General features: G+C 64.3%; 14 protein-coding genes and 2 pseudogenes. 13 read left to right on the forward strand and 3 right to left on the reverse strand.

Annotation, left to right across the window (positions count from 1 at the left end; all coding sequences use genetic code 11):
• Nucleotides 1–809: 809 nt before the first annotated feature.
• Complete coding sequence (locus H2O14_RS12515; RefSeq protein ID WP_210275445.1) at nucleotides 810–1,166, forward strand: VanZ family protein; 357 nt, start codon at nucleotides 810–812, stop codon at nucleotides 1,164–1,166.
• Between the two features lie 6 nt (nucleotides 1,167–1,172).
• Here H2O14_RS12515 and arfB read toward each other — a convergent pair whose 3' ends face one another.
• Nucleotides 1,173–1,607 carry an alternative ribosome rescue aminoacyl-tRNA hydrolase ArfB gene (gene arfB / locus H2O14_RS12520; RefSeq protein ID WP_182827907.1) on the reverse strand — a complete coding sequence of 145 codons (435 nt, stop codon included), beginning with the start codon at nucleotides 1,605–1,607 and terminating at the stop codon, nucleotides 1,173–1,175.
• A 130-nt stretch (nucleotides 1,608–1,737) separates the two neighbouring features.
• Complete coding sequence (locus tag H2O14_RS12525) at nucleotides 1,738–3,348, reverse strand: phosphoenolpyruvate carboxykinase (protein ID WP_182827908.1); 1,611 nt, start codon at nucleotides 3,346–3,348, stop codon at nucleotides 1,738–1,740.
• A gap of 303 nt (nucleotides 3,349–3,651) precedes the next feature.
• Here H2O14_RS12525 and H2O14_RS12530 point away from each other — a divergent pair, with 303 nt between their 5' ends.
• The 12 genes and pseudogenes from H2O14_RS12530 to trxA all read left to right on the forward strand — a co-directional run bounded on the left by H2O14_RS12530 (nucleotide 3,652) and on the right by trxA (nucleotide 21,335).
• Complete coding sequence (locus tag H2O14_RS12530) at nucleotides 3,652–4,386, forward strand: response regulator transcription factor (RefSeq protein WP_182827909.1); 735 nt, start codon at nucleotides 3,652–3,654, stop codon at nucleotides 4,384–4,386.
• Nucleotides 4,387–4,451: 65 nt separating this feature from the next.
• A complete protein-coding gene (locus tag H2O14_RS12535; RefSeq protein ID WP_182827910.1) occupies nucleotides 4,452–6,242 on the forward strand; it encodes a sensor histidine kinase in 1,791 nt (596 codons plus the stop codon).
• Nucleotides 6,239–6,724, forward strand: a complete 486-nt coding sequence (locus H2O14_RS12540) for an HPr kinase/phosphorylase (RefSeq protein ID WP_182827911.1) — start codon at nucleotides 6,239–6,241, stop codon at nucleotides 6,722–6,724. The genes H2O14_RS12535 and H2O14_RS12540 overlap by 4 nt, the downstream gene beginning before the upstream one ends.
• Before the next feature lie 116 nt (nucleotides 6,725–6,840).
• Entirely contained in the window at nucleotides 6,841–7,242 is a 402-nt protein-coding gene (locus H2O14_RS12545; RefSeq protein ID WP_182827912.1) for a PTS sugar transporter subunit IIA, read from the forward strand.
• Between the two features lie 17 nt (nucleotides 7,243–7,259).
• A complete protein-coding gene (locus H2O14_RS12550) occupies nucleotides 7,260–7,529 on the forward strand; it encodes an HPr family phosphocarrier protein (RefSeq protein WP_182827913.1) in 270 nt (89 codons plus the stop codon).
• Nucleotides 7,530–7,692: 163 nt separating this feature from the next.
• Complete coding sequence (gene ahcY, locus H2O14_RS12555) at nucleotides 7,693–9,093, forward strand: adenosylhomocysteinase (RefSeq protein WP_182827914.1); 1,401 nt, start codon at nucleotides 7,693–7,695, stop codon at nucleotides 9,091–9,093.
• 399 nt (nucleotides 9,094–9,492) lie between these two features.
• Nucleotides 9,493–11,943 carry a sensor histidine kinase gene (locus H2O14_RS12560; RefSeq protein WP_246697371.1) on the forward strand — a complete coding sequence of 817 codons (2,451 nt, stop codon included), beginning with the start codon at nucleotides 9,493–9,495 and terminating at the stop codon, nucleotides 11,941–11,943.
• Complete coding sequence (gene tsaE / locus H2O14_RS12565) at nucleotides 11,940–13,454, forward strand: tRNA (adenosine(37)-N6)-threonylcarbamoyltransferase complex ATPase subunit type 1 TsaE (RefSeq protein ID WP_182827916.1); 1,515 nt, start codon at nucleotides 11,940–11,942, stop codon at nucleotides 13,452–13,454. Before H2O14_RS12560 ends, tsaE begins: the two co-directional genes overlap by 4 nt.
• Nucleotides 13,455–13,458: 4 nt before the next feature.
• A complete protein-coding gene (locus H2O14_RS12570) occupies nucleotides 13,459–14,202 on the forward strand; it encodes a nucleotidyltransferase family protein (protein WP_182827917.1) in 744 nt (247 codons plus the stop codon).
• Between the two features lies 1 nt (nucleotide 14,203).
• Nucleotides 14,204–17,387, forward strand: a pseudogene (gene addB / locus H2O14_RS12575) (double-strand break repair protein AddB).
• Nucleotides 17,380–20,919: pseudogene (gene addA / locus H2O14_RS29410) on the forward strand (double-strand break repair helicase AddA). Before addB ends, addA begins: the two co-directional pseudogenes overlap by 8 nt.
• Nucleotides 20,920–21,014: 95 nt before the next feature.
• A complete protein-coding gene (trxA, locus tag H2O14_RS12585; RefSeq protein WP_182827918.1) occupies nucleotides 21,015–21,335 on the forward strand; it encodes a thioredoxin in 321 nt (106 codons plus the stop codon).
• Nucleotides 21,336–21,385: 50 nt separating this feature from the next.
• On the opposite strand, the gene H2O14_RS12590 is transcribed toward trxA, so the two are convergent.
• Nucleotides 21,386–22,726 (reverse strand): folylpolyglutamate synthase/dihydrofolate synthase family protein, encoded by a 1,341-nt coding sequence (locus tag H2O14_RS12590; RefSeq protein WP_182827919.1) that lies wholly within the window; start codon nucleotides 22,724–22,726, stop codon nucleotides 21,386–21,388.
• Nucleotides 22,727–22,734 lie beyond the last annotated feature (8 nt).

Consider the following 22,734-nt stretch of genomic DNA (forward strand, 5'->3'; position numbering starts at 1 on the left):
GGCCATAAGACGCGCCAAATCGCTCCGCCGCGTTATGCCGCCCGGAGTTCCGCATCATTCTCTCGCTTCGCCCATAAGGGCTCGGCCGGGGCGCGAAGAACGCCTCGTTTAATTTAGTTTTAATATGACGCTCATCGCGCCCCGCATTCGGCGGTTTGTGCCTCGAACTTGACGCTCGTCGCCGCAGGTCGAGCCTGCGGGTAATCCGCCTCTAAAGCGGGCCTTACTGTAACGTCCCTTGCGAGACGCCACCCTGGGGGACGCTTTCACGCCAAGTCCCCAGTCTTCGGGGGTCGTCGTTTCTCGAAACCCCGGAGAAAGAGGGTTCACGTCGTCCCCCTTTCCCCAGCGCCGGCCCCATCTCGCCGCGACGCCTCGCAGTGTAGCCGATGACAGGACGAGATAAGGATAAGGGCGTGGGATGGTGGGGGATGAAAATATTTTCGGGAGGAGGATTTTTTGAGGAAGGCCCTCCCCCACCCCTCCCACAAGGGGAGGGGCTTAACTCAGGGCTGCCGCCGGCGCGCCACAGGTCAGCGCTGCGGACGAGAGGTCGCTTGGGTTTTGGAGGGTGAGGCAGCTTAAGCCCCTCCCCCTTGTGGGGAGGGGTTGGGGAGGGGTTTCCCCCTCTCCGCCGTCATCCTCGGCCTTATGCCGAGGATCTAAGCCTTTAGTAATATCAATACGTTGCAGATGCTCGGACAAGCCCGAGCATGACGGCGGAGAGGTCTTTTGCTGCTGAACATTGCCGACGCGTCTTCTTTATATGCGCCGCACAATGCCGCCGTATTTCCTCGTATGATGGAATTATGACAGATCGCATCGCCAAAATTCTCGCCTGGTCCGCGCTGGCCGTCATCATTTTCGTCACCGTGTCGCCGATCGGGCTCAGGCCGCAGGATTTCGGGCCGGTGAATTTCGATCGCGGTCTGGCTTTCGCAGGATTGAGCGCGCTGTTCGTGCTCGCCTATCCCAAGGCATGGGCGACGACGCTCGCGGTGCTGGTGGTTGCGGCCTTCGGGATCGAAGCATTGCAGGAGCTCTCACCCAGCCGGCATGCGCGGATCGACGATGCGCTGGTGAAAGCCGCAGGCGCAGTGATCGGCGCGCCGATCGGTTATGCGACGGCCTGGATGACGCAGCGCGTACGCCGCGCGCGGGCGTGACGGGCGTCAATCGGACTCGATCTTGCCCCTGCCCTTCTTGATCTCCGAGCGACCCGACTTGGCTTTCAGGCGGCGTTCGATCGAGCCTTTGGTGGGCCGCGTCTTGCGGCGCGGCGGCGGCGGGGGCTGGTTGGCTTCCAGAATGAGCGCCTTCAGCCGTTCCCGCGCTTCTTCGCGATTGCGGTCCTGCGAGCGATAGGCGTCGACGAAGAGGACGACGTCACCGTCCTTGGTGAGCTTGCGGCCGAAGACGCGACGGGCATTGGCCTTGACGCGCTCGGGGAGCGACGGCGAGTTCATGAGGTTGAGGCGCAGTTCGACGGCGGTGGCGACCTTGTTGACATTCTGCCCGCCCGGGCCCGAGGCCAGGACGAAACTCTCCGTCAGTTCCCAGCCGGCGATCACGATCCGGTCATCGATGTAAAGCGGGTCGGCGGCCATGGCTCTCGTTCTCCTGGCTTCGCTTTGCCACGCGGCACGCACCGAGACAAGCGAAACCCGGCGGAGGGGCGCCGCCGGGCTTCATGGCGATGGTGACATCGCCAGGTTTCACGTGAATCCGAAGCGGAGGCTATTCGGCGGCCAGCCGAATACCCGGAGCAGCGTCGCGCACCGAGCCGTCGACATGGTTTTCGAACTTGGCGAAATTGGCGACGAACATGTCGACCAGCTTCTGGGCCTGGGCGTCATAGGCGGCCCCGTCGATCCAGGTGGAGCGCGGATCGAGGATCTTGGTCGGCACGCCTTCGACCGCGACCGGCACTTCGAAACCGAAATTGGCGTCGCGGCGGAAGATCGCATCGTTGAGCTTGCCCGACAGAGCCGCGGTCAGCAGCGCGCGCGTGGCCTTGATCGGCATGCGCGATCCCTGGCCATAGGCGCCGCCGGTCCAGCCGGTGTTGACCAGCCAGCAGGTGACGCCGTGACGCGCGATCAGCTCCTTGAGCAGATTGCCGTATTCGGTCGGGTGACGCGGCATGAAGGGAGCGCCGAAGCAGGTGGAGAAGGTGGCTTCCGGCTCGGTGACGCCCTTTTCCGTGCCCGCGACCTTGGCGGTGTAGCCCGACAGGAAATGATACATGGCCTGATCCGGCGTCAGCCGCGCAATCGGCGGCATCACGCCGAAGGCGTCGGCGGTAAGCATGATGATGGTGCGCGGATGATTGCCGAGACCGGTGTCCGACGCATTCGGAATGAAATGCAGCGGATAGGCGCAACGGGTGTTTTCGGTGAGCGAGGCGTCGTTGAAATCCGGCAGGCGGTTTTCATCAAGCGGCACGTTTTCGAGCACGGTGCCGAAGCGCTCCGTCGTGGCGTAGATTTCCGGTTCGGCTTCGCGCGACAGGCGGATGGTCTTGGCGTAGCAGCCGCCTTCAAAATTGAAGACGCCGTTTTCGCCCCAACCATGCTCGTCGTCGCCGATCAGCGTGCGGTTGGGATCGGCCGACAGCGTGGTCTTGCCGGTGCCGGACAGGCCGAAGAACACGGCGGTGTCGCCCTCCGGACCCATATTGGCCGAGCAATGCATGGGCATGACGCCCTTTTCCGGCAGGAGATAATTGAGCACGGTGAACACCGACTTCTTCATCTCGCCGGCATAAGACGTGCCGCCGATCAACACGAGGCCGTTGGTCAGGTCACAGGCGATGACCGTTTCCGAGCGGCAGCCGTGACGGGCGGGATCGGCCTTGAAGTCGGGCAGATCGATGATCGTCAGCTTCGGCAGGAAGCCTTCGAGCGCCGCGCGCTCCGGACGGATCAGCAGATTGCGGATGAACAGCGAATGCCAGGCGAGCTGGGTGACGACCCGGGTCGGCAGGGCGTTTTCAGCATCGGCGCCGCCGATCAGATCCTGGACATAAAGCGATTTGCCGGCGGCGAAGGCCAACATGTCGGCCTTGAGCACAGTGAAATGCTCCGGCGACATCGGCTTGTTGTTGTCCCACCAGATCTTGTCATGGGTGGAGGCGTCGTCGACGACGAACTTGTCCTTGGCGGAACGGCCGGTGTGCTGGCCGGTGAGCGCCCGAAGCGCGCCATGGGCGGTGAGCGCCGCTTCGCCGTTGCTGAGCGCATCCTCATAGAGTTCGGGCTCGGAATAGTTATACCGGACAGAAACAAGACCTTCAAAACCAAGGGCGGCGAGGCGATTATCCGGATTGGTTGTTCCGAGCTCTTGCATGACGATGTCCTTTCCCAGTGAGACAGAGCGCTGATGAGCCGGAGATAGACACAAATAATTTAAACGCACAAGCGAAAACATGCAGAATAACCTAATAGGATCAATGCATTAATCGATTTAAAAATATGTCATATAATTTAAATCGTTTGAAGAAAGCCTTTAAATCGGTTTGTGGGGAAAGGGATCGGGCTACACCTTCTCGTAGAAAAGCAGTGACGAGAAAGTCTTTGCCACAATTTGTTCCACCTTTATACTCATGAGAGGCAGGGCCGCCACAATTGGCATCTGAAACTGGAGACTTTCATGGCGACAATCGCTCTGGTCGACGACGACCGCAACATCCTCACCTCGGTGTCCATCGCGCTGGAAGCGGAGGGATACAAGGTGGAGACCTATACCGACGGCGCTTCCGCGCTCGACGGCCTGTTGCAGCGCCCGCCGCATCTGGCGATCTTCGACATCAAGATGCCGCGCATGGACGGGATGGAGCTTCTGCGCCGCCTGCGCCAGAAGTCGGACATTCCGGTCATTTTCCTCACTTCCAAGGATGAAGAGATCGACGAGCTGTTCGGGCTGAAGATGGGCGCCGACGATTTCATCACCAAGCCCTTCTCCCAGCGCCTGCTGGTCGAGCGCGTCAAAGCGGTGCTGCGCCGGGTGGCGAGCCGCGAAGCGGCCGCGGCCGCCGGCCCCACCGCCCCCGCCAAGCCGGGCGCCGTTCAGACCAAATCGCTCGACCGCGGGCTTCTTTCCATGGACCAGGAGCGCCACACCTGCACCTGGAAGGGCCTGCCGGTGACGTTGACGGTGACCGAATTCCTCATCCTGCATGCGCTGGCGCTGCGCCCGGGCGTGGTGAAGAGCCGCGACGCGTTGATGGACGCCGCCTATGACGAACAGGTCTATGTCGACGACCGCACGATCGACAGCCACATCAAGCGGCTGCGCAAGAAATTCAAGGCGGTCGACGACGATTTCGACATGATCGAGACCCTCTACGGCGTCGGCTATCGCTTCCGCGAATCCGCGGGCGCCTGAGCTTGCAGCCATGGCCGAATCTGGCATAGCGCGGCCGAACAGCGAGGCGGCGGGAAGACCAAGCGATGACCGCTGAGGACATCGGCAGAAACAGAACGAATGCGCAGGCGGCGGCCAAGCCCCGCCAACGCAAGCGGCTGCGCCTGTCCCGCCCGTTTCTCTATCTCCGCAAGCTGCTCGGGCACGCGGTGTTCTCGTCGCTGACCCGGCAGATCCTGTTCTTCAATCTGGTGGCGCTGGTGGTGCTGGTGGGGGGCATCCTCTATCTCAACCAGTTCCGCGAAGGGCTGATCGACGCCAAGGTCGAAAGCCTGTTGACCCAGGGCGAAATCATCTCGGCGGCGATTTCGGCCTCGGCGCAGGTCGACACCAATTCGATCACCATCGATCCGGAAAAACTGCTGGAGCTGCAGGCGGGGCAATCGATCACGCCGGTGCCGAACGACGAGGATCTCGAATTTCCGATCGATCCCGAGCGCGTGGCGCCGGTGCTGCGCCGGCTGATCTCGCCGACCCATACGCGGGCGCGCATTTTCGATCCCGACGCCAATCTCATTCTCGATTCGCGCTTTCTCTATTCGCGCGGCCAGGTGCTGCGCTTCGATCTCGCTCCCGTCGACGACGGATCGACGGCGCTGTCGGATCAGTTCGCCTCCTGGATCAACCGGATGCTGCAGCCTTCCAACCTGCCGGTCTATAAAGAGAGCCCCGGCGGCGACGGGATGATCTATCCCGAGGTCAAGAACGCCCTGACCGGCGTGCGCGGCGCGGTGGTGCGCGTGACCGAAAAGGGCGAGCTGATCGTGTCGGTGGCGGTGCCGGTGCAGCGTTTCCGCGCCGTGGTCGGCGTGCTGCTGCTCTCCACCCAGGCCGGCGACATCGACCAGATCGTCCATAGCGAGCGGCTCGCGATCATGCGGGTGTTCGGCGTCGCGACCATGGTCAACGTCATTCTGTCGCTGCTTCTGTCCTCCACCATCGCCAACCCGCTGAGGCGGCTGTCGGCGGCGGCGATCCGCGTGCGGCGCGGGGTGAAATCGCGCGAGGAGATCCCGGATTTCTCCTTCCGCCAGGACGAGATCGGCAATCTCTCGGCGGCGATCCGCGACATGACCAATTCGCTCTATGACCGCATCGCCGCGATCGAGAGCTTCGCCGCCGATGTGAGCCATGAACTCAAGAACCCGCTGACCTCGCTCCGAAGCGCGGTCGAGACGCTGCCGCTCGCGAAAAGCGACGACTCCAAGAAGCGGCTGATGGACATCATCCAGCATGACGTGCGGCGACTGGACCGCTTGATCTCGGATATTTCCGACGCTTCGCGGCTGGACGCTGAACTGGCGCGCGCCGATTCAAAACCCGTCGATCTCGTCAAGCTGCTCGAAAGCCTGGTGGACATTTCACGCCAGGTGCGCGCCAAGGGCAAGCAGGTGGAGATCGGCCTCGACGTCGATCTCAAGAGCGCCGGCAAGGGCAAGTTCAGCGTCACCGGTCATGAGCTGCGACTCGGCCAGATCATCGCCAATCTCGTCGAGAACGCCCGCTCTTTCGTGCCCGACGAAGGCGGCCGGATCACCGTGAAAATGCGCAAGTCCGGCGGCGACTGCGTCATCCTGGTCGAGGACAACGGTCCGGGAATCGAAGCGGAGAATATCGACCGAATCTTCGAACGCTTCTACACCGACAGGCCGGGCGCCGAAGCCTTCGGCCAGAATTCGGGTCTCGGCCTGTCGATCAGCCGCCAGATCGCCGAGGCGCATGGCGGCACGCTGACGGCGGAGAATATTCTCGACGGCGATGGCGACAGGATCGGCGCGCGCTTCATCCTGACCCTTCCCGAAAAAGGCCAGTCATGAGCGGTGAACTCGTCCACGCCACATCGCTCGTGGTCGGGACGACCGGGATCCTGATCACCGGGCCGTCCGGCTGCGGCAAGAGCGCGTTGGCGCTGCGGCTGATCGAGAACGCCACGCTCCGGGGTCGATATGCGCGGCTCGTCAGCGACGACCAGACGCGGCTCACGGAGAGTCACGGACGATTGATCGCCAGCGCGCCTACGACAATTCGGGGCCTGATCGAGTCGCGCGGGGCCGGGGTTCTCGGCGTCGAGACGGTGGAGGCGGCGGTGATGGACGTGGCGCTCGAGCCGGTGACCGTGACTGCGGAAAACCGGATCCCCGAGGATGACAGGCGCTGGACCAGCCCGGGCGGCGCGGCGCTGCCGCTTCTGTCCCTCGACCGGGCGCTGCCCGATCCCTTCGCGGTCCTGATGCGCCTGATCGGCACAACAGCCCCGGCGCGGGACGCGGCATCCGCGTGGGATTGTCTCAAATCGTAATTTGGGGCTTGAACTTCCGGCTTTCCTTGCCATGATGGCGCGCTGACGGTGGACGGACGCGGGATTATTCGGTAACAGCACCGCCCTACGATCCACGATTAGGAGCTGTACCGAGTATGATCGGACTGGTGCTTGTGACACATGGCCGCTTGGCGGAGGAATTCCGCTCAGCTCTGGAGCATGTGGTCGGCCCCCAAAAAGCCCTCGCAACGATCTGTATAGGCCCCGACGACGACATGGATCTTCGTCGGCAGGACATCATGGACGCGGTCGCCGGCAACGACGACGGCAATGGCGTCATCATCCTCACCGACATGTTCGGCGGCACGCCCTCCAATCTTTCTATCTCGGCCATGGCGCGCGGCAACACCGAAGTGATCGCCGGCATGAACCTGCCGATGCTGATCAAGCTCGCCGGCGTGCGCGCCGAAAACAACATGCAGAAGGCGCTGGTGGAAGCCTCCGACGCCGGCCGCAAATACATCTATGTCGCCAGCCGCGTGCTGAACGGCAAATAAGCGCTGTCCGGGGGAGAATGCTCGAACGCGAAATTCTGATCATCAACAAACGCGGCCTGCATGCCCGCGCCTCGGCGAAATTCGTGCAGACCGTCGAAACTTTCGATGCGGACATCAGGGTCAGCAAGGACGGCATGACGGTCGGGGGAACCTCAATCATGGGCCTGATGATGTTGGCGGCCGGCCCCGGCTCCACCATCCACGTCGCCGCCAGCGGCAACCAGGCGGATGAGGCGCTGGCCACGATCGAAGCGCTGATCGCCGACAAGTTCGGCGAAGAAATATGACGAAGCGCTAGCCACGGCTTCATAAACATATAAAGATTTGTTTATGTCATTCTTGCCTTGCGCGGCGGCGGGTGCTACACCACGCGCCATGCAATCCTGGGCGCGCGCCGCGACCCGGCCGCCTGAGCGCGGCATGTTCCTCTTTCATCTGGAGACGCACAGAATGACCGCCAAGCAAGACTATCATGTCGCCGATTACGGGCTCGCCGATTTCGGCCGCAAGGAAATCTCGATCGCCGAAACCGAAATGCCGGGCCTGATGGCCGCCCGCGCCGAATATGGCGAGAGCAAGCCGCTCAAGGGCGCCCGCATCAGCGGCTCGCTGCATATGACGATCCAGACCGCCGTGCTGATCGAAACGCTGGTGGCGCTCGGCGCCGACGTCCGCTGGGCGTCGTGCAACATCTTCTCGACCCAGGACCACGCCGCCGCCGCGATCGCCGCAGCCGGCATTCCGGTCTTCGCCGTCAAGGGCGAGACGCTGGAAGAGTACTGGACCTATACCGACCAGATCTTCCAATGGGCCGATGGCGGCCTGTCCAACATGATCCTCGATGACGGCGGCGACGCCACGATGTATATCCTGCTCGGCGCCCGCGCCGAAGCCGGCGAGGACGTGCTGTCCATGCCGGGCTCGGAAGAAGAAGAAATCCTGTTCGCCCAGATCAAGAAGCGTCTCGCCGCTTCGCCCGGCTGGTTCACCATGCAGCGTGACGCCATCAAGGGCGTGACCGAGGAAACCACCACGGGCGTGCATCGCCTGTATCAGCTGGCGGAAAAGGGCCTGCTGCCCTTCCCGGCCATCAATGTGAACGATTCCGTCACCAAGTCGAAGTTCGACAACAAATATGGCTGCAAGGAATCGCTGGTCGACGGCATCCGCCGCGGCACCGACGTGATGATGGCCGGCAAGGTCGCCGTCGTCTGCGGTTACGGCGATGTCGGCAAGGGTTCGGCCGCTTCGCTCTCCGGAGCCGGCGCCCGCGTCAAGGTCACCGAGATCGATCCGATCTGCGCGCTGCAGGCGGCGATGGACGGCTTCGAAGTCGTCAAGCTGGAAGACGTGGTCTCCACCGCCGACATCTTCATCACCGCCACCGGCAACAAGGACGTCATCCGCATCGAGCATATGCGCGAGATGAAGGACATGGCGATCGTCGGCAATATCGGCCATTTCGACAATGAAATTCAGGTCGCGGCGCTCCGCAATCTTCGTTGGACGAACATCAAGCCGCAGGTCGACATGGTCGAGTTCCCCAAGGGCAACCGCATGATCCTGCTGTCCGAGGGCCGTCTTCTCAACCTCGGCAACGCCACCGGTCATCCATCCTTCGTGATGAGCGCCTCCTTCACCAACCAGGTTCTCGGCCAGATCGAACTCTTCACCAATAAGGGCCAGTACGAAAATCAGGTCTATGTGCTGCCGAAACACCTTGACGAGAAGGTTGCGCGTTTGCACCTCGACAAGCTCGGCGTAAGGCTCACCGAGCTTTCGGACGAGCAAGCAGGCTATATCAGCGTCGAAAAGACCGGCCCGTTCAAGGCTGAACACTACCGCTATTGATAAGGCGCCGTTAACCATACCATATCTAGGGACCGCGCGGTGAAAGAGCCGCGCGGTTTTTTTTGGGCAAATCTATTTGCGAGCAAACTGCAAGATAGTATTGTTTTTGAACATGATTCGAATGTCACGGTCCGGCTGGTCGAGCGGCGGCGAACCGAACGGTGACGGAAACGGCGCTTTGCGGCGGGCGGTTTCCATCATGGGTCCCGAATGACTCCGGGGTCGATCCGCCACGCGCGCGCGGCGGACTACACGATCCATTTGGATCGGGCTCAATGCCGAGCTCCACAGCAATGACGGAACAGGTTACGGGGACTGGTCTAGATCATGATGGAATATGACAGGCTATTCGAGTGCGCTCGGCGGGGCGGGGAACGTCCCGACGCGGGCAAGAAGCGGATGCGGCTGCGCACGAAGAGCCTTCTCTATTCCGCCACCAGCCTGTTTCCAGCGGCGGCGCAAGCCGCCGATGTTCCCGGACACGCCTTCACCAGCGGGCATGTCGTGGCGCTGTCTTCCGTCGGCGGACTGGTGTCGGCGCTGTTGATCGGCGCCTTTACGCTGTTCCGACGCAAGACGGCGGTGGAGAACGAGAACCGCCAGATCAAATCCGCCCTGTCCGACGCCCATGGCAAGATTTCGCGCTACGAGGCGCTGATCGCCGACAAGAACAGGCGCATCGTCATCTGGGACGGCATGACCGGCCAGGCCGAAGTGCTGGGCGAACTGCCGATCGAAACCGGCGCGCCGCGGGACGACCGCGATTTTCTCGCTTTCGGCCGATGGCTGAAACCCCGCTCCGCCGGCGAACTCGAGCGCGCCGTCGAGATGCTGCGCGGCGAGGCGGCGAGCTTCGACATCGTGGTCGAAACCCATCGCGACGAGGTGCTGGAAGCGCAAGGACGCGTCTCGGGCGGTCGCGCCTTCGTGCGCTTCCTCGCGCTCAACAATCTCCGCGCCGAACTGGCCGAACTGCAGATCGAACGCGAGAGGCTGCAAAGCTCGATCCGCTCCTTCCAGACGCTGCTGGACGCCGTGGACATGCCCACTTGGCAGCGCGACCGCACCGGCGCGCTGACCTGGGTGAACGAAGCCTATGGCGAAGCCGTCGCGGCCCCCTCGCCCGAAGCAGCCGTGCGCGAGAGCCGCGAATTGCTGGAGACGGTGACGCGCGAGAAGATCAAGGCCATGGCCACGCCTGACAATCCGTTCCGCGACAAGGTCGCGACGATCGTCAACGGCAACCGGACATTCTACGACGTGGTGGATGTGCGCAGCCGCGAAGGCTCGGCCGGCATCGCCGTCGACGTTTCCCGTTCCGAAGCGGCGCGCGACGAACTGCGCCGCACCATCAAGAGCCATGCCGAAACGCTGGACATGTTGGCGACGCCGGTGGCGATCTTCGACGAGCGGCAGAAGCTGCAATATTACAATCAAGCCTTCCGCCAGCTCTGGAATCTCGACATTCCCTTCCTGGAATCGACGCCTGATCATGCCGAGCTGCTGGACCGGCTGCGCGGAGCGGGCCGCCTGCCGGAACAGCTGAACTGGAAGGCCTGGAAGGACACGATTCTGTCGGTCTACCGCGCCATCGATCCGCATACCGATCTCTGGCACATGCCGAACGGCCAGACGCTGCGCGTCTTCGCCACGGCCCGGCCGCAAGGCGGCGCCACCTGGGTATTCGAGAATCTCACCGAGCAGGTCGATCTCGAAACCCGCTACAACACGCTTCTCAAGGTGCAGGGCGAGACCATCGACCATCTCGCCGAAGGCGTGGCGGTGTTCGCGCCCGATGGCCGCATCACGCTGTCGAATCCCGCCTTCCGGGCGCTCTGGAACATCACCGGCGACGAAGCGGCCCCGGGCACGCATATCAAGGACATCGAGAAAGCCTGCCTTCCCTCCTACGACCAGGCGGACGGCTGGAAGAATTTCAGCCGCATCATCACCAGCTTCAACGACCAGCGCATGCAGGCGGCCGGCAAGATCGAGCTCAAGACGGGCCTCGTGCTCGATTATGCCGTCATTCCGTTGCCCAACGCCCAGACCATGCTGACCTTCGTCAACGTGACGGCGAGCGAGCTGGCGGAACGGGCGCTGAAGGAAAAGAACGAGGCGCTGCACAAGGCCGACGAGATCAAGAACGCCTTCGTCCAGCACGTTTCCTACGAATTGCGCTCGCCGCTGACCAACATCATCGGCTTCACCGACCTGTTGCGCACTCAGGGCATGGACCCTCTGACCTCCCGCCAGGCCGAATATCTCGACCATATTTCCAACTCCTCCTCGGTGCTGCTGACGCTGGTCAACGATATCCTCGACCTCGCCACCGTCGACGCCGGCATCATGGAGCTGCATTACGAGCCGGTGACGGTGAACGACCTGCTCGACGAGGTGGCGCTGCAGGTGGCGCACAAGCTGCAGGAAAACCATGTGACGCTGAAGATCACCGCCGATCACGATCTCGGCGTCGTCTATGCCGATCACCAGCGCCTCAAGCAGATCTTCATCAAGCTTCTGACCAACGCCGCCAATTTCGCGCCGGAGCGCAGCGCGATCGGGCTGAAATGCTGGCGCGAGGGCGAGGACTTCCTGTTCACCGTCAGCGATCCGGGCCCGGGCATGAGCGCGGAAGCGGTGGAGAAGATCTTCAACCGCTTCGAATCCAGCAACAATGGTGGTCGTAAATCTGGCGCGGGCCTCGGCCTCGCCATCGTCGACAGTTTCGTCAGCCTGCATCACGGCCGGATCAGCGTCGACAGCGCGCCCGGCGCGGGAACCAGGATCACGTGCCGGATTCCGGCGGCCATGGCGGCGGCTGCGCGGCTCGACAAGGTCGCTCTATGACGTCAATCAGCCTTTTTCTGCCCGATGAAGCCGCGACGCGGCGGCTCGGCGAAGACCTCGCTCTGACCGTGAAGCCCGGCGACTGCCTGGCCCTGACGGGTGATCTCGGCGCCGGCAAGAGCGCGCTGAGCCGCGCGCTCATCCGCGCGGTGGCGGATGACGACGAGTTGGAAGCGCCGAGCCCGACTTTCACACTGGTGCAGAGCTACGAGCTTCGCTTTCCCATCCATCATTTCGATCTCTACCGGCTCGGCGACGAAAGCGAACTGGACGAGCTCGGGCTCGACGAGGCGCTTTCCGAGGGCGTGGCGCTGATCGAATGGCCCGACCGCGCCGGCGCGCGTCTGCCGAAGGACGCCATCCGCATCGCCATTACCCACGAAGGCGACGGGCGGCGGCTGGCGATCGAGACGACCAATGGACGCTTCGCGACGCGTCTCAAGCGGGTGCTGGCGATACGGCGCTTTCTCGAAGACCAGCGCGGCGAAGTGGCCCGCCGCCGCTTCCTGACCGGCGATTCCTCCTTCCGCGCCTATGAGCGGGTGGCGACGCCCGCGGGCGAGCAACTGGTGCTGATGGATGCGCCCCGGCGCTCCAACGGTCCGCCGATCCGCGACGGCAAGCCTTATTCGCAGCTCGTGCATCTGGCCGAGGATGTAAAACCCTTCGTGGCGGTGGCGCGCTATCTGCGCTCGCTCGGCGTCTCGGCGCCGGAGATTTATGCCGCCGATATGGATGCGGGCCTGCTGCTGATCGAGGATCTCGGCTCCGAAGGCGTGCTCGACGACGACGGCCGTCCGATCCCGGAGCGCTATGTCGAGGCGGTCAAGCTCTTGGCGGATTACCACCGGCATCCGACGCCCGAGCGGCTGGAGATCCAACCCGGCGAATGGCACCAGCTGCCTGAATTTTCACGTGAAACACTGAAATTCGAAGCGGAGGTGCTGATCGACTGGCACATTCCTTGGCGGCGGGGAACAGTGGTGGACGAGACCGAGAAAGCCGACTATCTCGCGATCTGGGACCATCTGATCGACGAGCTCGCCACGGTGGAAAAGCGGCTGGCGCTGCGCGACTATCATTCCCCCAATCTTCTCTGGCTGCCGGAGCGCGAAGGCTTCCAGCGCATCGGGGTCATCGATTTCCAGGACGCGATCATCGGACCCTCGGCCTATGACGTGGTGTCGCTTTCCCAGGACGCGCGGGTGACGGTGAAGCGGCCGCTGATGGAAAGGCTGATCGAGACCTATATGGACGATCGCGCCGCTCAAGGCGATTTCGACCGCGACAGTTTCCTCAAGGCCTTCGCCATCATGTCGGCGCAGCGCGCCTGCCGGTTGAACGGGCTCTGGGTGCGGCTCCTCAAGCGCGACGGCATGCCCCATTACATGCGGCATATGCCGCGAACGCTCTGGCATCTCTCCATGGCGCTCGAACATCCTGTCTGCGCCCCCTTGCGCGACTGGATCAGGAAGGCTGGAATCCCCGCAGCCGAATCACCCGAAGATTGAGATCATGACGATCGAAAACGCCATGGTGCTGGCGGCGGGGCTTGGAACCCGCATGCGCCCGATCACCAATACGATGCCGAAGCCGCTGGTGCCGATCGCCGGCAAGCCGCTGATCGACTATGCGCTCGATGCTTTGAAAGAGGCCGGGGTGCGCCGGGCCGTCGTCAATGTGCATTATCTCGCCGATCAGATGGAGGCGCATCTCAGCGCCTATTCCGGGCTGGAGATCCTGATTTCGGATGAACGCGCCGCATTGCTGAATTCCGGCGGCGGGCTGGTCAAGGGATTGAAATTGCTGCCCGAAGGCCTCGTCTATGTGATGAACGCCGATCTGTTCTGGGCCGGCGACGGCAAGGGGGAAGCGGGCAATCTCGGCCGGCTGGCGCGCTTCTTCGACCCCGACAGCATGGACATGGCGATGCTGCTGGCGCCGACGGAAAGGGCGACCGGCCATGACGGCGGCGACGACTTCCGGCTGATTGAGGGCGGCGATTTGGTTCGCGCCCGCGAGGCGACGCCTGAAACGGGCGGGCAAGGCGTGATCTATGCGGGGGCGATCGTACTCGACACCAGACTGTTTGCCGATGCGCCGGAGGGCGCTTTCAATCTCAACATCTATTTCGACCGGGCGATCAAGGCCGGCAGGTTGAAGGGCCTGCTGCTCGACGGTGACTGGGCGACCGCCGGCACGCCCGAGGCGATCGCGCCCGCCGAAGCCGTGGTGCGCCGCCATCGCGCGAGCGCGTGAGATGAGCGACCCCCGCGTCTTCACCATTCCGCCCGGCGCACCGTTTCTGAAGACGCTGGCGCGGGCGCTCGTCGAGGGACGGCTGGTCTCGTCCTTCCGGCTGACGCCGGAGGATCCGCTGTCGCTGTCGCGGGCGACGATCTATCTGCCGACCCGGCGCGCGCGCGCGCGCTGCGATCGGAATTCGTCGACCTGATGGCGGGGCGCGCGGCGATCCTGCCGGTCATCCGTCCGCTCGGCGAGATCGACGACGACGCCGGCTATTTCGACGAGACGCCGGATGCGGCGCTCGATCTGTTGCCGCCGATCTCGCCTGTTCGCCGGCTCATCGAATTGTCTCGCCTGATTCTCGCCTGGCGAAACAAGCTGCCGGCCATGCTGCGCGACATCCATACCGATTCGCCGCTGGTGGCGCCGGCGAGCCCGGCCGACGCCCTCTGGCTGGCCCGCAGCCTGGTGGAGCTGATCGACGCGATCGAGACCGAGGAAACCGGCTGGGAGGGGCTGGACCGGATCGATCTCGGCGACCGCGCCATCTGGCAACAGCTGACGGGTGAATTCCTCAAGATCGCCCGCGCCTTCTGGCCGGAGCGTCTCACGGAGCTCAACCGCTCCTCGCCCGCCGCCCATCGCGCCGAGGCGATCCGGGCCGAAGCGCGGCGCTATGCCCGCGAAAAGTCGCCGCATCCGGTGATCGTGGCGGGCTCGACCGGCTCGATCCCAGCGACCGCCGAGCTGATCGAAGCGATCCACGGGCTTCATTGCGGGCGCATCGTGCTGCCGGGGCTCGATCTCGATATGCCGGAAACGCATTGGCGGCTGGCGGGCGCAATTGCGCCCGACGGCAAGAAGGACGGAGATCCGGCCAGCCGCAGCCACCCGCAATATGGTCTGCATCATCTTCTCGTCCGCCTGAAGACCGAGCGGCGCGATGTCGTGCCGCTGGCGTTTGAAGAAGACGGACTGCGCCTGCGCGGCCGCGCCGTCAGCCAGGCCTTTACGCCGGCGGAAGCCGAGGCCAACCATCGCGCCTGGCGCGATGCGACCGGTGAGCCGACGCTGGCGCAGGCGTTCGAAGACATGGCGCTGATCGAGGCCGCCAATGAGCGCGAAGAAGCGCTGGCCGCAGCCATCGCGCTCAAGCTGGCGCTGAACGCCACCGACGGCGCGGCCCGGACAAGGGCGGCGCTGGTGACGCCGGACCGCAATCTCGCCCGGCGCGTGGCGTCCGAACTCAAGCGTTTCGGCATCGAGGCGGATGATTCGGCGGGCGCGCCGCTGATGACCGCGCCGCAGGAGCGCTGGCGCGATTGGTGCTGGAGGCTACGCTCCGGCCCGGCGACCCCGCAGCGCTGATCAGCCTGCTCAAACATCCGATCATCCGGCTCGGCATGGACAAAGCGGAGCTGGAAAAACAGGTCAATCGGCTGGAATTGCTGACGCTGCGCGGCGGCACGGCGCCCGCCAATCCCTCGGCGCTGACGCCCCGGGTGACCGAGGCCATCGCCCGGCTGAAGGACAATCCGCACAAAACGCATTGGCAGCAGCATCTGCTGATCGAAGACCAGCTGGAGATGCTGATCACGCTGGCGCGGCGGATCGAGCAGGCGGTGGAGCCGCTGACCAGGATGGCGGCGCGCGACCAGTTTGGCCGACCGGTGCAGCGCTATCCCCTGCCCGCCTGGGCCGAGGCGACGGGACAGGCGCTCGAAGCCTTCTGTCTCGACGAGCGCGGCAGTCTCGAAAGCCTGTGGTCGAGCGAAGCGGGCGTGACGCTCGCGCGGCTGTTGCGCGAATTGCAGGAAACCGGCGATGTGCTGGAGGCCGACGGGCCGCAATGGATCGACGCGCTGACGGCGTTGATCGCCGGCGTCGGCGTCAAGCCCAAGGCGAATGATCACCCGCGCGTGATGATCTGGGGCACGCTGGAAGCGCGTCTTCTGGAGGTGGACACGCTAGTGCTCGGCGGTCTCAACGAAGGAATCTGGCCGGCGCAGACGGCGAACAATCCCTTTCTCTCGCGCATGATGAAGACGGAGATGGGGCTCGAGCCGCCGGAGCGGCGCATCGGCCAGGCGGCGCATGACTTCGTGATGGGGCTCGGGGCGCAAAAGGTGATCCTGACCCGCGCGCTTCGGCAAGGCGGCGCGCCCTCGGTCGCCTCACGCTTTCTGCAAAGGCTGCAATCGGCGGCCGGCGAAAGCGTGACGGAGGCGATGCGCAAGCGCGGCGACGACTATCGCGCGCTCGCCGAATCGCTTGATTACGGCGACGAACAGCCGTTTTCGCCGCGTCCCGAACCATTTCCGCCGGCGGAAAAGCAACCGGAGCGCTATTCCTTCAGCGAAGCCGGCCGGCTGCGCCGCGATCCCTACCAGATCTATGCAAGACGCATCCTCAAGCTCGATCCGCTGGAGCCGTTCAACCGCGAGCCGGCGGCGCTGGAGCGCGGCAATCTCTATCACGCCGTGGTCGAGCGCTTCGTCAGAGGCGGATATGATGCGCGCGCGCCCGGGGCTTTCGAGGTGATCGCGCGGATCACGGCCGAGGTCTTTGCAGAGGCGGCCCTGCCCGCGCATGTCGAAGCCGTCTGGCGGCCGCGTTTTCTCGAAGTGGCGCGGGAATTTCTGGCGTATGAGGCGGAGCGTCGGCCGCTGATCGACAAGTCCTTCGTGGAAATCCGCGGCGAACATCATCTGCCGGGGCTGACCGTGTCGGGCCGCGCCGACCGTATCGATCTGCGCAAGGACGGCCGCGCCGACATTATCGATTACAAAACCGGGCTTGGCCCCTCGCCCAAGGAAGCGCGCACGCTGCTGGAGCCGCAGCTGGCGCTGGAGGCGGCGGTGCTGAAAGCGGGCGGCTTTGCCGATCTCAAGGCGCGTCAGGCCGAGGATCTGCTGTATGTGCGGCTGAGGCCGGGCCGCAATTTCAAGGTCGATTGCGTCAACAACGAGAAATCCACCAAGACCAAGCCGGAAGACCGGCGTGCGGCGGATGAACTCGCCACCGAGGCGCTGTTGCAGCTCGCCAAGCTGACGGCGGCGTTGAAGACCGGCAAAGCCGGATTCAAATCCCGTGTCGCGCCGTTCCGCGACAGCGATCATGGCGGCGATTACGATCATCTCGCCCGGGTGGCCGAATGGTCCTCCGCCGACAGCGACGAGGAGTCCGGCGATGAGTGAGGCCGCGACGACAACGCCGCTCAGCGAAACGACGCTTCTCCAGAACGCCGCATCCTCGCCGGGAATGTCGGTCTGGGTGTCGGCCAATGCCGGCTCGGGCAAGACGCATGTGCTGACCCAGCGCGTCATCCGGCTAATGCTGAACGGCACCAGGCCCTCGGCCATTCTCTGCCTGACCTACACAAAGGCAGCGGCGTCGGAAATGTCGAACCGAGTGTTCGAGAAACTGTCGCGCTGGACGGCGCTCGACGACGAGCAACTGGCGCGCGATATCGCGGCAATGGAGGGCGAAACGCCCTCCGCCTTCAAGCTGGCCGAGGCGCGCAAGCTCTTCGCCCGGGCGCTGGAATCGCCGGGCGGTCTGAAGATCCAGACCATTCACGCCTTCTGCGAATCGCTGCTGCACCAATTCCCGCTGGAGGCGAACGTCGCCGGTCATTTCAGCGTGCTCGACGACAAGGCGGCGGCGAGCCTGCTGTCGGAAGCGCGCCGCGCACTGCTGACCGCGACGCAGTCCGAGGCGCGATGAGGCGCTGGCGCGAGCCTTTCACGACGCTTTGTCCATCGCCGACGAAACCGGCCTCGACCGGCTGCTGAACGACCTGATCCAGAACCGCACCGCCATCCGGCGCTTTCTCGCCACCAGCCGGGAACGTGGCTATGAAGCCGTTCTCGCCCAGTCGCTGGGACTCGAGCCCGGAGCCACGGTGGCGAGCACCGCGGCCCGCGCCTGGCCGTTAGCCGGATTCTCGCCCGGCGACGTCAAGGCCTATATCGATCTCGCCAATGACAAGGGTGGATCGAAAGCGCAGGGTTGCGCCTATGCGCTGGGGCTTGCCGCCCGTGAAGAAGATCCGGTCAAGCGGCTGATCATCCTGCGCGAGGGGCTGCTGAAAGCGACGGACGAGGCGCCCTATGCGGAAAGCACCTATGCCAACAAGGATATGCGCAACCGCGACGCCGGCCTCATCGACCGGCTGATCGGCGCGACGGGATGGCTGGCGCGGATCTGGCAGGACTACAAGACCGCCCGGCTTTATGGCGCGACGCTCTCGGCCCTGATCCTCGGGGAAAGGCTGATCGACAATTACGAGGCGCTCAAGAAAGAGCGCAGCTTCCTCGATTTCGAGGATTTCATCACCCGCACCGAAGCGCTGCTGAAGAAAGAGGGCATCGGGCCCTGGGTGCATTACAAGCTCGACCAGGGCATCGACCATATTCTGGTGGACGAGGCGCAGGATACGAGCCCGGCGCAATGGGAAATCATCCGCTCGCTGACCGAGGATTTCTTCGCTGGCGAAAGCGCGCGAGCGCTGAACCGCACCATCTTCGTGGTCGGCGACGAGAAGCAGTCGATCTACTCCTTCCAAGGCGCGCGGCCCGAGCGTTTCGCCGAAGAGCGCAGTCTGACCAAGCGCCGCGCCGAAGAAGGCGAACGGGCCTTTCGTCCGATCAATCTGCATGTTTCCTTCCGCTCGACCGAGGATGTGCTGACGGCGGTGGACAGGGTGTTCGCCGACCCCGCCAATGCCCGGGGGCTGAGCGCGATGGGCGATCCTGTCGTGCATGTCTCCAACCGCATCGGCCAGGCGGGCCGTGTCGATCTATGGGAGACGATTGCGGAGGAAACCAGCGCCGAAGAGGACGAGGACTGGCTCGCTCCCTTCGACCGCGTGGCCGAACGGTCGGCGGCGGCCGAACTCGCCCGGCGCGTGGCGGCCTCGATCGAGGCGATGGCGGGCAAGCAGACCGTGGTGGAGCGCGACGGCAGCGTGCGTCTCATTCGACCGGGCGACATCCTCGTGCTGGTGCGCAAGCGCGACGCCTTTGCGCTGACCTTGTCGCGCGAATTGAAGAAGGGCGGCCGCGTGGCGGTGGCGGGGGCCGACCGTCTGGTGCTGTCGAGCCATATCGCCGTGCAGGACCTGATGGCGCTCGGTCGCTTCCTGATCCTGACCGAGGACGATCTGTCGCTTGCGGCGCTGATCAAATCTCCTCTCGTCAATCTCGACGAAGACGCGCTTTGAACTGGCGGCGGAGCGCAGTCCGGCGGAAAGCCTGTGGCAGCGGCTGAATGCGCTAGCCGAGACATCCGCGCGCTGGCGGACGGCGCGCGACCGGCTGGACACCTGGCGAAAGATGGCCTGTTCGCTGCGCCCGCATGATTTCTACGCGCGTCTGCTCGGCTCGGAAGGCGCGCGGCGGCTGTTCCTGGCCCGCTTCGGCGCCGAAGTGAGCGACGTGCTCGACGAATTCCTGAGCTTCGCGCTCGATCACGAACAGGCCGGGCTTCCGGGGCTCGCCACCTTCCTCGCGACGATGGAGGAGGATTCTCCCGAGATCAAACGCGAGCAGGACAAAGGCCGCGACGAGGTGCGGATCATGACCGTGCACGCCTCCAAGGGGTTGGGCGCCGGTGGTCTTCCTCGTCGACAGCGGCGGCAAGCCCTTCGACAAGACGCTTCTGCCGCGCATGCGCATCGTCGAGCGCGGCGCGGGCGCGGCCAGCCTGCCGCTCTGGTATCCCAATCGCGATTTCCAATGCCCTGTGATCACCGCCGACGAGGCGAGGCTCGGCGCGAGCGCGGAAGAGGAATATCGCCGGCTGCTCTATGTCGGCATGACGCGTGCGTCGGACCGGCTGGTGCTGGCGAGCTATCGCAAAAAGCGGGAAAATGCCGGGACATGGTCCGAGATCGTGCGGACGGCGTTGACGGCGGATGAGAGCCGTTGCCGGCCTGAAACCTTCCGCGCCGGCGCGCTGGAATGGCAGGGCTGGACCTGGCGCCGGCATGCCGGCGGAGACGTTGAGGCGACGGTCGAGACCGGAAAGGTCGAGACGCGACCGCTGACGCCGAGAGAGCCGCCGCCGGGGCTTTACGCGCCGCTTCCGCCGCTTGCCGATCTGCCGCGGCCGCTCGCGCCGTCGGGCGCGCATGCGGTGATCGACGAGAGCGCCGGCGACGCGGTTGTGAGATCGCTGCTGTTCGACCCGAAGCGCTCGGGCTCAGGCGCGCAGACGCGCGGCAAGATCATGCACCGGCTGCTGCAGACGCTGCCCGAATTCGAGGAGACGGAAAGGCCTGAGGCTGCGGAGCGCTATCTGTCGCGGGCCGCGCCGGATTGGAGCGAGGCGGAGCGGATGCGTATCGCCGTCCAGGCGCTCGACATTCTCGACGATCCCGAGCTTACCTTCCTGCATCATGCCGACACCAAGGCCGAAGTGTCGATCATGGGTGAGATCAGCCTTGGGGGACGCGCCTTCGCCGTCTCCGGCCGGATCGACCGGATGGGGCGCGACGACAAGGGCGTGTTCATCCTCGATTACAAGACCAATCTGTCGCCGCCGGAGCGCAGGGAGGACATTCCCTTTGCCCATCGCGCCCAGCTCGCGCTCTATCGCTCGGTTTTGGAATCTATTTTTCCGGGCGAAACCGTCCGCTGCCTGCTGCTCTACACCGAGGGACCACAGCTTTATTCTCTGACGGAGGCCGAAGTTGAAAAAGCTCTGCTTGATATTTTGGCTCGATGATTTAGGTCATTGAACCGATCCCGGCGCATGACCACATATGTGTCCGAACAAGTCTGGGCGGCCTGCAATGATCCGCCCCAAGAAGGAGATTTCCGATGGCCACCGTCAAAGTCGACGTGAACAATTTCCAGGAAGAAGTGCTCAACTCCGCCGAGCCGGTGGTGGTGGACTTCTGGGCCGAATGGTGCGGCCCGTGCAAGATGATCGCGCCGGCGCTCGAAGAACTCGCCTCGGAATATGCCGGCAAGGTGAAGATCGCCAAGCTGAACATCGACGAAAATCCGCAGCTCGCCGCCCAGTTCGGTGTCCGCTCGATCCCGACGCTGGCGATGTTCAAGGCCGGCCAGGTCGCCGATATCAAGGTTGGCGCTTCGCCCAAGACCGCGCTGACCGCCTGGATCTCCGGCGCCGCCTGATACTTCTATCTGAGATATGACGATGGAGCCCGGCCTCGCGCCGGGCTTTGTCATTCCGGCAGGGTGGCGTTGTCTTCGAGCACCGTGCCGGCGAAATAGAGCGAACCGCCGATGAGGATGCGCGGGGGAACCGCATCGGTTTCGGTTTCGACCGCGATCTGGCTGAGGGCCGCGGCGGTGGAGGTCGCCGGTTCGGCGCGGAGGCCGGCTTCGACGGCGTCATGGGCAAGCGTGACGGGATCGAGGCCTGCGTCGGAACTGCGGATCGCCACCGTATAGACCTTGTGGGCCAGGCCTTCGAAGGCCTCGAAATAGCCCTTGGGATCCTTGGTGTTGATCATGCCGGTGACGAGATAGAGCGGGCGCGGCTCGCGCTCCTCGAAGGACACCATGGCTTCGGCGACGGCGCGGCCGCCATGCGGATTATGGCCACCATCCAGCCAGATTTCCGCGCCCGGCGGCGCGAAGGGAATGAGATTGCCGGTTTTGAGTCGCTGCAGGCGCGCCGGCCAGCTGACCGACTTCATCGCCTGGGCGACCACCTCTTCGCTGAGCGCGAAGCCGGCGCTTTTCACGGCGCGGATGGCGGCGGCGGCATTGGCGATCTGGTGGCGGCCCGGCAGGGCCGGCAGCGGCAGATCCATCAGCCCGTCGTCATCCTGATAGACGAGACGGCCGTTTTCCTCATAGGCGAAGTAATCCTGGCCATAGACGGCAGGGTCGACGCCGGCGCGTTCGGCTTTTTTGACCAAGACGTCGAGGGCCGCCGGATCTTCCTGCTTGCCGAGCACGACCGGGCGGCGGCGCTTGATGATGCCGGCCTTGGCGGCGGCGATCTGTTCGATCGTGTCGCCAAGCCAGGCCTGATGATCGAGCGCGATGGGCATGATCAGCGACACGGCGGGATGATCGAAGACATTGGTGGCGTCGAATTCGCCGCCCAGACCCACTTCGATCACGGCGGCGTCGGCCGGATGTTCGGAAAAGAGGATGAAGATCACCGCCGTCAGCAATTCGAAGACGGTGATCGGCTGGCCGGCATTGGTCTGTTCAGCGCGGAGAACCGCGTCCAGCAGCTTTTCGTCGGAGACGAGACGACCGCCGCCGGGGGCGCCGAGGCGGTAGCGCTCATGCCAGCGCACCAGATGCGGCGACGTATGAACATGGCAAGTCAGGCCGGCGGCCTCGATCAGCGCGCGCGAAAAGGCTGTCGCCGATCCCTTGCCATTGGTGCCGGCGATGTGGATCACCGGCGGCAACCTGTCCTGCGGGCGGCCGAGATCGTCGAGAAGCCGGCGGATGCGATCCAGCGACAGATCGAAGCCGCGCGGATAGATGCCGAGGAGACGTTCGATCTCCTGTTCGGCGCGGCTCGGTTGCGTCGCGGTCATGGCCCCTC

Origin of the sequence: Rhizobium sp. G21 (assembly GCF_014158035.1) — a bacterium.
Classification (GTDB): Bacteria; Pseudomonadota; Alphaproteobacteria; order Rhizobiales; family Rhizobiaceae; genus Rhizobium_E.